Genomic DNA, 10,583 nt, shown 5'->3' with positions numbered 1-10,583 from the left:
GTGACATGCTTATTTATACTCCTTCAGAATGGGAGAGTATACGTGAAAGAAAATTTTTTAAAAATATATTGAAAGAAGCCAAAGAGATATATGTCAAAGGAAAATAATGTAAAAGAATCATCTCGCTGGTTTGATACAGCAATGAGCGATTATGAAGCTGCCAAAATAATGTGTGATTACAAAAAGTTTGCTCATGCATGTTTTTTAAGCCAGCAATCAGCTGAAAAAGCTTTGAAAGCACTACATTACTATTATGATTCAGATCCATGGGGACATTCGGTTTTAAAATTAATAGATGATATGAAATATATAGATATTGAGGCATATAATGTCGTATCATCGTGTATTGATAGTGCACGTTTATTAGATAAATTATATATACCAACTCGTTACCCAAATGGGTTGCCTGATATAACCCCTGATATAGCTTATACACAAAATGATGCAGATGAAGCTTTGTTGAGTGCTGATATGATTTTAAAAAAGGTGAAACAGATTATAGTAATAAGATAAATTTTTATGATTGCCAGGTAATAAATATCATGTTATCTTTAATAAATAATTGTTTGAGGAGTTTTTTATGGCACAAACACAATGTGAAGTTCCAGCATTTAATCCAGAGGATAGTGAAATAAAGGAGATTCTTTCCCAATACAAGGTGATAGCTGTTGTTGGGCTATCCGACGATCCGGCCAAGGATAGTAACAGGGTTGCACAGTATTTACTCCATCATGGCTACACGGTGGTGCCGGTCAATCCAACAAAAGAGACAATATTAGGCTTGAAATCATACCCAGATCTTAAATCAATACCATTTCCGGTTGATATAGTGGACATTTTTCGTAAACCTGCCGATGTCCCCCCGGTAGTTGATGAAGCTATTGCCATAGGAGCAAAGGTTGTGTGGATGCAGCGTGGCATTGCGCATAACGAAGCGGCACAAAAAGCAAAGGAAGCAGGTTTGAAAGTGGTGCAGAGCAAATGTATAAAAAATGAGCATACACGTTATTTTGGCACCGGGCAGGAAACGGTCTCATTTACTATTAATCTAAATCAATGATTTTGTGTGGGTTTAAAATTCCATTGGGATCAAAAGCTTTTTTTAAGCGCTTATAAAGCGATAGTTCCTGTGAAGGGGCAAATTTTTTTAACGCATTTTTGCGTATGAATCCAGTTCCATGTTCTCCGGTGATAGTTCCTCCATATTTATATGCTTCAGTGTAAATAATTTCCTTTAACAATGGCACTAAAGCCTTGAATTCATCATACGGCATGTCATTTTTCAGCACATCTATGTGCACATTGCCATCTCCCGCATGGCCAAACATGATGGACTCAAGCCCGTATGGGGTCAGAGCCTGTTTTACGCTCGTCAAAAATTGTACTATCTTAGAGCGGGGCACTGAGCAATCCTCGGCCAGGAACACGGGACTTTTTGCGTGGATTGCCTCACGTATGCAGCGTCGTGCTTTCCACAGACGTTCCTTTTGCTCAGGGGACTGTGCAACAAGGATGCTGTTAGCGTCAACAGGGCATACTGAAAGAATTTTTTGCAGTGAGGGCTCTACATCCTGGTAACTATCGCCATCTAATTGAATAAGAAGATGCGCACGAGCTTTTGGATGCGGCATATCCTGTCCTAAGTACTGTGATGCAAGGGTCAGAGCATCTTCTTCCATAAATTCAAGCACTGCGGGCTGTATGCGGTGAATGAGTAATGTATACACAAACTGGGTAGCCTGGTCAAGACTTGGAAAAGGAATAAGCATATCAAGTGTAAAAAGAGGCGCTGGAATAAGCTTGCAGAAGATTTTTGTGATAACTGCTAGTGTTCCTTCTGAACCAATGAGTATGCCGGTAAGGTTGTAACCGGTGGCGTTTTTTATGAATTTGCCACCATGCTGTATAATGCTGCCGTCAGGTAACACAAACTCTAAGCCAGTAATGTAATCCTTTGTGGTACCATATTTTACTGCCCTTGGGCCGCCAGCACCTTCGGCAACATTGCCACCAAGGGAACACGAATCCAAACTTGCTGGATCCGGTGGATACATCAGGCCACATTGTAGTGCTTCATTTTGCAGCTGTCCGGTGATGACTCCTGGCTGGCAAACGGCTATCATGTTTTCGGTGTCTATCTCAAGTATTTTGTTCATTTTTTCAAGCGATAGCACCACACCGCCGGATACTGGCACTGCACCACCGGTAACGCCTGTGCCGGCACCTCGCGGTATAATCGGTATTGTTAATTTGTTGCATAGTGAAAGTGTAATACTGACATCCCGTGTGCTTTTAGCATACACCACAAGCCACGGATTGCCTTTAAGATCGGAGGTTTCATCTACTGCATATTTTTCAAGCACATCGGGGTCATCATTTATAGCCGATGCGTCTAATGCTTTCGTTAATTCATCTTTTAACTGTTGTATTTTTCTTTGCATAAAAATTAATTTCTCAGAAAAATATTAGTTTTTCATTGTGCAATATCTATTCGATAGCAATGTGGAAAAAAGTGCAATCACAATTACCAGTGTCAGGCCACTTATACTATAAAAAGCCCACTTCACAGAAACTATCGCACACAAACTTGCCATAATTATTGGACCAACGGTTTGCCCAATCCTGAGTCCCATACCGTTGAGTGACATGATGGCTCCGCGGTATTGTGCTGGTGCTGCTGCGGTTAAAAGCGATAGTAAACTGGGATTGTTGATTGCATTGGAAGCTCCACCAATGATGATAGCTAAAGCAAGCCAGAAGTAATTGTATGCAAAACCTGCTATGACAAACGATATACAAAGCCCTATAAAGCCGTACAGTATGAGATTTTTTTCCGAATAGCGTTTTGCAAGGATTTGTAATTGCGATGATGTAATAGCAGTTACTATGGACATGGCAGACATAAATATTCCAATAGTTGCCGCTGTTCCTTTAAACCGATATGATATGATATACGGGAAATAGGTCATGATTGGTCCATACAGAAGTATGAATGTAAGTACGGTTGTTGACAGAAGTCCAATGACATAGGGGCTTCGTATAATAGTTAGTATTACATGAAAATAGCGTTTTAATGATGAAGTGTTGAGTGGCTCGGGATTGTGTAAGTGAAATATAGCAATCCATGCCACAACAAGTGCAAAAGCCGATAGTAAAAAGGGATAATTCCAGCCTAAGATGCACAAAAATCCCCCTATGGCAGGGTACAGCGCTGTACCAATATTTAAAACACTGGCGTTATATCCAAACGCAATGGTGCGGTCTTTACCGACAAACATATCACCAATGATGGTTGCATTAATTGCTCCTAATGCCGATACGCCCATGCCTTGAATAAACCGTAATATAATAAGCCAGGTGAAATCGGTAATAAAAAACATGATGATACCGGTAATGCCAAAAACTATCAGTGAAGGTATAATAATTACTTTTCTTCCTATGCGGTCTGCTACAATGCCTAAGAGGGGTGTAAGCACAATTCCTGGCATGGTAAATACTGTTATGACCAGTGTAACTTGTGAATAGGGAATAGAAAAGTAGTGTGCCATTGCAGGGAGTGCGGGTGTAATATTGGTAACTCCCATAACCACTACTAGTGTTATTCCAAAAGCAATGAGCAGATTTGTATCAGTGTAGAGTTTTTTTTGATGTTTCATGGCAATAACAGTGTTGTCTTTTTACCTTCTTCCTTCTTAGATCCTATAAAAATACAGTAGTAGTATCCAATGATACGTATCAGCCATTATGTTAATTCAAGCATAAAACTATGGACAAACAGTAAAAACCTATAAAACTGTATAAAAAATTTTTTGATAGGTTGTAAAAATCATTGACAGCAGTATTTTGGTTGTATCATGATAAATCAATAGTTTAATTAAATGTTATAAAATGTAATACTAAAATTTGTACAATAAAATTATATTAAACAAGTGAGAGGAGGATTGGATGGCACAGTTCAAGTCAGAATCCATGTCAGCTGTTTTTCAGGAACAGGCTGCAAAGTTGGGAAGCAAAGCCTGTGTATCATATAAGAAAGGTGGTCAGTGGACGGATATATCCTGGGCCGACATGAATACCATGGTACACAATATGGCGTATTATTTAATGGATCAGGGAATCAAGAAAGGGGACAGGGTTGCAATCTTTTCACCAAACAGATGGGAATGGTGGGTGGCAAGTTTGGCAACCACTTCAATTGGCGCGGTAAGCGTACCAATTTATGCTACTAACTCAGCTGAGGAAGCACAGTATGTGCTGGAACATTCCGGCTCATCAATTTGTTTTGTTGGTACTGAAGACCATGCTGACAGGGTATTAAAAGTTATCAAAAAGTGCCCCAAATTGGACCAGCTGGTTATTTTTGATGATCTTACAAAGAAAAAGCAGAGTGTGATAACATTTAAAGAAGCATTGGAAAAAGGTGCAAAAAAGGCAAAACCTGCTGAATTTGAAAAACGCTTAAAAGCTATCAAGCGGGATGATGTTTCCACAATCATTTATACATCAGGTACTACGGGTAATCCCAAAGGTGTAATGCTTTCACACTATAATTTCTTTTCTAATGTTAAAAATATCATGGCTGAAATGGGTAAGTTTTTTAATACGGATGATGTTTGGCTATCATTTTTGCCTTTGTCCCACTCGCTGGAAATGACCTGTGGTTTTTACGGACCAATCTGGATTGGAGGGAAAACTGCATTTGCTGAAAGCATTGAAAAGTTGCTGGATAACTTTAAGGAAGTTCGGCCCACTGTTATTATCAGTGTTCCACGAATTTATGAAAAGGTTCATGCTGGTATTCTTGCACAGGTTGCTGCTGCACCGGGTTTAAAGAAGGCTATTTTCAACTTTGCACTTAATACTGCAAAGAAGAATCTGCCGTATGTATGCAGGGACCTGCCACGTAAAGGACTTTTTGCATTCAGGTATAATTTGGCTGATAAGCTGGTATTTTCTAAGCTTAAAGCTGCTATTGGTATGGATAAGATGCGTTATGCTATTTCTGGTGGCGCGCCACTTTCGGTATCTGATGCTGAATTCTTTATTGGCATGGGAATGAAGATACTTGAAGGCTTTGGATTAACTGAAACAACACCGGTATTAACCTATAACCGGCCATGGTTTATTAAGCCAGGTACGGTGGGCCAGGCTATTCCTGAAACCAAGATAAAGATTGCTGATGATGGTGAAATCCTGGCTAAAGGCCCTCAAATAATGTTAGGTTATTATAAGAATAAAGCTGCCACAGAAGAGGTTATGACTAAAGATGGGTATTTCAGAACAGGTGATATTGGTGTTATTGATGAGGATGGTTTCTTAAAGATAACTGGCCGAATCAAAGATATTATCGTCACAGCAGGTGGAAAGAATATTTCTCCTCAGAATATTGAAAACAGCGTAAAGACATCACCGTATGTTGAGCAGATAGCGGTTATAGGAGATAAACGTAAGTATTTAAGCGCACTTGTGATTCCTAACTTTGAAGCGTTGGGGAAATGGGCCAAGCAGAAAGGAATCAGCTTCAGTAGCAATGCGGATCTTATTAAGAATGATGAGGTGAATAAGCTTATTGAAAGTGAAATTGCAAAATATACCAAGCAGTTTTCACGAGTTGAGCAAATTAAGAAGTTCACACTCCTTGAAGCTGAATGGACTCAGGCTACAGGTGAATTAACACCAACACAGAAGGTAAAACGAAGAATTATTGAACAGAAGTATGCAAAAGAAATTGAAGCAATGTATCCACCTGATATTGAATAATTGGATACTTCTTCTTAATTTTATGAAAAGGGCAGAAACGTATATCTGCCCTTTTTTATTTAAAAAAATGGTAAAATGCTTGCAGTTATACTGTTATCATAGTTATGTTAAAAACAGTACAGAAAGGCATTATGTATGAAAAGCAAAAGATGCTATGATATGCAACGAATAATTAAACTATAGATGAATGTATACTAAAGTAGTGCATAACACATACATTAATGTATGAGTATGTATTTTCATTTAGAGTCTTTGTAATTTATAGTAAAATTTTTATAAAGGGGGTATTGTATGATAAAAAATATTTTAAAAGGTTTGGGCATACTTGTACTTATTTTTTTAATAATTCTGGTAGTAAAAGCATTTACACTATCTTCAAAGCAGGTTGAAGTAAAAGAAGCATTTCCGTATAAAATTGATCCTATGACTGCTGCACAACATCTTTCAGAAGCAATTCAGATTCAAACGGTTTCCAATCAGGACCAGGCAAAAACGGATGTTAAACAGTTTGAACAATTACACAAATTTTTAGCCAAAACATACCCGGCATTCCATAAAAAACTAAAAAAAGAAGTTGTTGCGGGATATGCGCTTCTGTACACCTGGAAAGGCTCTGACCCCTCACTTAAGCCAATGCTACTTATGGCACATCAGGATGTTGTGCCGGTTGAGGAGTTAACTAAAGACCAGTGGAAATATCCAGGTTTTTCAGGTACAATAGCAGATGGTTTCATATGGGGCAGGGGTGCGCTGGATATAAAAAATCAGTTAATTTCTATCATGGAGGCTGTTGAATTTTTAATAAGTAAAGGCTTTGTTCCTAAACGGACAATTTATATAGCATTTGGTCATGATGAAGAAGTTGGTGGTGAGGGAGCCAAAGCTATAGCCAAACTGCTAAAACAACGAAATGTTCAGCTTGAATATGTTATAGATGAAGGTGGAGCCATTATGGAAGGGATGCTACCGGGTGTTGAAAGCCCTATTGCGCTGATTGGAATTGCTGAAAAAGGGTATTTAACCGTGAAGCTGACTGTTAAAGGCGAGGGTGGACACTCATCCATGCCACCGCACCACACAGCTCTGGGGGTTTTGTCCAAAGCTCTGGTGAATGTTGAAGACAACCCTTTTCCCAAGAACTTTGACAGTCCTGCACGGAAAATGTTTGAATATGTTGCACCCCACATGAAATTCCCATTACGTATACTATTTGCAAATATGTGGTGCTTTAAACCGCTGTTAAAATGGCAGTTTGAAAAATCTGAATCAACCAATGCCATGATTCGCACCACTGCTGCTGTGACCATGGCAGGTGCAAGTGAAAAAGAAAATGTGCTGCCAACTCAAGCCTGGGCCATGATAAACTGTCGGATCCTTCCTGGTGAAACTATGGATTCCACCATTGCATATTTGAAAAAAGTAATTGGCAATGATGCAGTTACCCTTGAGGCAACACCGTGGTCAAATGACCCTTCACCAGTTTCGGATATACAGGCAGGCTCATTTATTTCAATAGCAACTATCGCCCGGCAAATAAATCCTGATGTTATTGTGGCTCCATACCTTGTGCTTGGTGCTACCGATTCACGACACTATAATGCGTTATCAAATCAGATATACCGCTTTTCCCCTGTTAAGATGAATGCTGAGGATTTAAAACGAGTTCATGGTATTAATGAAAGGATCAGTATATCTGATATGGGTAAAAGCGTTAAGTTTTTCATTGCATTAATTGAAAAAACTCATATGTAGCATGTGCGGCAGGTTTGCACAGATTGAACCTGTAGATGTCATTGCACAGCGTTTGCAGGTTGAGGAAGTACTGGTACATCATACTGCACCGCGCTACAATATTTATCCCGGGGAAGATATTGTGGCGCTGGTGCAAACACCAGATAAAAAGTTAGTTGAATTACAATGGGGCCTGATACCGTTCTGGACAAAGGATCCTTCTTCATTTAAACCATTAATCAATGCTCGTGTTGAAACAGTTATACAGAAGCCCAGTTTTAAAAGGGCTTTTTTTTACAATAGGTGTATTGTGTTTGCATCCGGTTTCTATGAATGGAAAAAAGAAGGTACAAAGAAGGTACCATATTATATTACGGTGGAAGATTTTTTTGGCTTTGCCGGTATTTTTGATAGTATAACAATTAACGATAGACAGATACGTACATGTGCAATACTTACCACTGCTGCCAGTGAGCAGATGAGTAGTATTCATAACCGTATGCCTGTTATTATTCGACAATCTGAATTTGATCAATGGATAAATAAAGAAACAACAATAGAAATACTGCAAAAGCTCATGCAACCTTTCAATGCCAAACTTGTGATATATCCAGTATCAACAAAGGTCAATAATCCTTTATATAAAGAACCTGATTGTATAGATCCTGTTTAATTTCACTATTTGCTTTTAAAAAAGGACATGGAATTAATACTATAATCGTACTATCGAAGATGGTGTGAGTTTACATTATTACATTAATTGTATTTTAAGTTTTCTTTAGTAATGTGCGATAGTATCTGTGTCAATTCATGCATGGTAAAAGGCTTTCGCAGGATTGCTTCAAAGCCAAAATCCCTGTAATTGGCTATAATTGGCTCGTTGGTGTAACCGGTTGTTGCAATGAATTTGCAATTAGGATCGATTGTGTGCAATTCTTTCACTATTTCAACTCCACCTTTACCACCTTTTATGGTAAGATCAAGAATAGCAGCAGTAAAGGGTTTATGTTGTTTCAGAGCATCTGCAAAAGCTTTGAGGGCATCATCGCCATTGCTCACGGTAACCGCAGTACACCCCTGCAGTGCAAGCATTTCACTCAGTGATTCAGCTATCAGAGAATCATCATCCATAATCAATATATGCATCTGTGAAGGTTTATCACTATAATATGATGTTTCAATAGAATTTTCAGCATTCGATAGAGCGGTAGGTAAATAAATGGTAAACAGCGTTCCTTTATTTGATGATTCAACAGTAATATGGCCATCATGTTTTTTTACTATTGAATATGCAATTGATAGCCCCAATCCGTGTCCACCATCTCGCGTTGTAAAAAATGGGTCAAAGATATAGGGCATAACATCAGCAGGTATACCTTCACCCGTATCATGGATTGATATTGCAATATAATTACATTGTACGGGGGAATCAGGACTGGTAAGAAAAACATTTTTGGCAGTAATGGTAATTGCGCCCTGTCCTTGTATTGCCTGGCGGGCATTAAGAATGATATTATGGATTACCTGTGAAATCTGGATTGGGTCAACAAGTGCATTATGGAGATCATCGTCAATTTCTACATTGCACTGGATTGGAGAGCCACTCAGGACAAATTCAGCAGTATCTTTAATGATATTGACCAACGATGTGGATGTTTTAACCGGTGCACCGCCTTTAGAGAAAGCTAAAAGCTGGGTGGTAAGATCCCGTGCCTTCATTATTGCTTTTTCTGCCCGCTGTGTTGCTTTTGTTATTTTTTCGTTATTACCGGCAATTTGTTCAATAATTGAGATATTCCCTAAAATTGCACCAAGCATATTGTTAAAATCATGAGCTATCCCACCGGCAAATATGCTCAAAGATTCATATTTTGCTGTCTTCACAAGCTCTTCTTCATACCGTACCACATCGGTCATATCACGTATGTCAACAATACAGCCAGCAATTTTATTGGCAACATATAATGGGGTGCAAACGATATGTGTATGATATATATCCCCATTGTTTCGTATAATAGTATTGCGGAAAAGTGCCACAGGTATTCCTTCTGACAACACCTTTGTTACCGGATCATCATAGGGGGTATTCGTTTTTGCATTAATTATCGTACAATGTTCTTTGAATGGTTTCCCTACCACATCATGGTGTAATCCAAAAAGTTTGAGCGCAGCAGCATTGATGCTGGTAATAATTCCGTTTTCATCGGTAACCACAATCCCATCTGCTATCGATACCAATATAGCCTGTAGCTGAGCAGTTTCCTTTTGAAGATTAATATTGCTTAATAATAGCTCCTGCTGCGTCTGTTCAAGCTCTTCATTAATTGCAGCTAATTCTTCATTCATTGCTTCTAATTCTTCATTGGTAGCTGACAATTCTTCATACTGCCGCTGTATTTTTTCTTCTGCTTTTTTTGCATTTATTATTCCCAATTTATGGATTGAGAAAATCAAGTACGAAATAACCGCAACAAACGTTAATGCCAAGCTTGAGTCCATGAAATACTCAATGGCTTCCCATCGATGTAAACCTAAATGAAACCGTGAGTACACAGTAAAAATAATAAGAAGCAACATATTAGCTGAATAATAGAACCATATCCCTCGCCTGCGTTCAATAAAAAGAAGCGGGGTATATACAAGGCTGGCAGCTACTAACGTTATGGTGTCCAATCGTTGCAGTATCTGCCCTTTTTCAAAGAACATAACAATCCACAGTGCTATCTGCACACTTGCAAACGATATATTTGCTGCAATTTGAAACCTTCCTTTTCTTAACAATAGTAATGAAATAAGTGCTGTTAAAATTCCACCTGCAAAAGGGAGCAGTATGGCAGGATCTGTTGTACCATGGGCAACAAAGTAAATTCCCATAATGGTTACAATAAATAGTAAAGAAAAGTTGAATATCAGTGCTGCCCATGCCTTCAGTTGCAGCACAATATCCTTGTTTTTATATGGTTGCAGAAAATAGCTATCTGGCAAATTCATAGAAATCCCCTGCTTCATATAACGGCAATTTATGAACAAAACATGATACTTTTGTCCATTGTATCACTGTATATAGTTACACACAAAGCAAATAGTGTGAT

8 protein-coding genes are annotated in these 10,583 nt (G+C 38.6%); 5 read left to right on the top strand and 3 right to left on the bottom strand.

What is annotated here, in order from left to right:
- Nucleotides 1-90 precede the first annotated feature (90 nt).
- Entirely contained in the window at nt 91-513 is a 423-nt protein-coding gene (locus AB1444_11135) for a HEPN domain-containing protein (GenBank protein ID MEW6527210.1), read from the top strand.
- A 67-nt stretch (nt 514-580) separates the two neighbouring features.
- Nucleotides 581-1,060 (top strand): CoA-binding protein, encoded by a 480-nt coding sequence (locus AB1444_11130; protein MEW6527209.1) that lies wholly within the window; start codon nt 581-583, stop codon nt 1,058-1,060.
- On the opposite strand, the gene AB1444_11125 is transcribed toward AB1444_11130, so the two are convergent.
- Together AB1444_11125 and AB1444_11120 are read right to left on the bottom strand one after the other, a co-directional pair.
- Complete coding sequence (locus AB1444_11125) at nt 1,044-2,441, bottom strand: FAD-linked oxidase C-terminal domain-containing protein (protein MEW6527208.1); 1,398 nt, start codon at nt 2,439-2,441, stop codon at nt 1,044-1,046. The two genes, AB1444_11130 and AB1444_11125, sit on opposite strands and share 17 nt — an antisense overlap.
- 24 nt (nt 2,442-2,465) lie before the next feature.
- Nucleotides 2,466-3,656 (bottom strand): MFS transporter, encoded by a 1,191-nt coding sequence (locus AB1444_11120; protein ID MEW6527207.1) that lies wholly within the window; start codon nt 3,654-3,656, stop codon nt 2,466-2,468.
- Nucleotides 3,657-3,945: 289 nt separating this feature from the next.
- On the opposite strand from AB1444_11120, the gene AB1444_11115 reads away from it, so the two are divergent.
- The 3 genes from AB1444_11115 to AB1444_11105 all read left to right on the top strand — a co-directional run bounded on the left by AB1444_11115 (nt 3,946) and on the right by AB1444_11105 (nt 8,164).
- On the top strand, nt 3,946-5,760 hold the full coding sequence (locus AB1444_11115) for a long-chain fatty acid--CoA ligase (GenBank protein MEW6527206.1): 1,815 nt from the start codon (nt 3,946-3,948) through the stop codon (nt 5,758-5,760).
- Between the two features lie 291 nt (nt 5,761-6,051).
- Nucleotides 6,052-7,512 (top strand): M20 family peptidase, encoded by a 1,461-nt coding sequence (locus tag AB1444_11110; protein ID MEW6527205.1) that lies wholly within the window; start codon nt 6,052-6,054, stop codon nt 7,510-7,512.
- A 1-nt stretch (nt 7,513) separates the two neighbouring features.
- A complete protein-coding gene (locus AB1444_11105) occupies nt 7,514-8,164 on the top strand; it encodes an SOS response-associated peptidase (GenBank protein ID MEW6527204.1) in 651 nt (216 codons plus the stop codon).
- Nucleotides 8,165-8,247: 83 nt separating this feature from the next.
- Here the strand turns inward: AB1444_11105 and AB1444_11100 are convergent, their stop codons facing one another.
- Nucleotides 8,248-10,482: an ATP-binding protein gene (locus tag AB1444_11100; GenBank protein ID MEW6527203.1), complete on the bottom strand. Its 2,235-nt coding sequence runs from the start codon at nt 10,480-10,482 to the stop codon at nt 8,248-8,250.
- Nucleotides 10,483-10,583: the final 101 nt, after the last annotated feature.

This window comes from Spirochaetota bacterium, from assembly GCA_040756435.1.
GTDB lineage: Bacteria > Spirochaetota > UBA4802 > UBA4802 > UB4802 > UBA4802.
The sequence above is the reverse complement of the archived record's forward strand: the minus strand, read 5'-3'. Positions and strand labels throughout refer to the sequence as shown.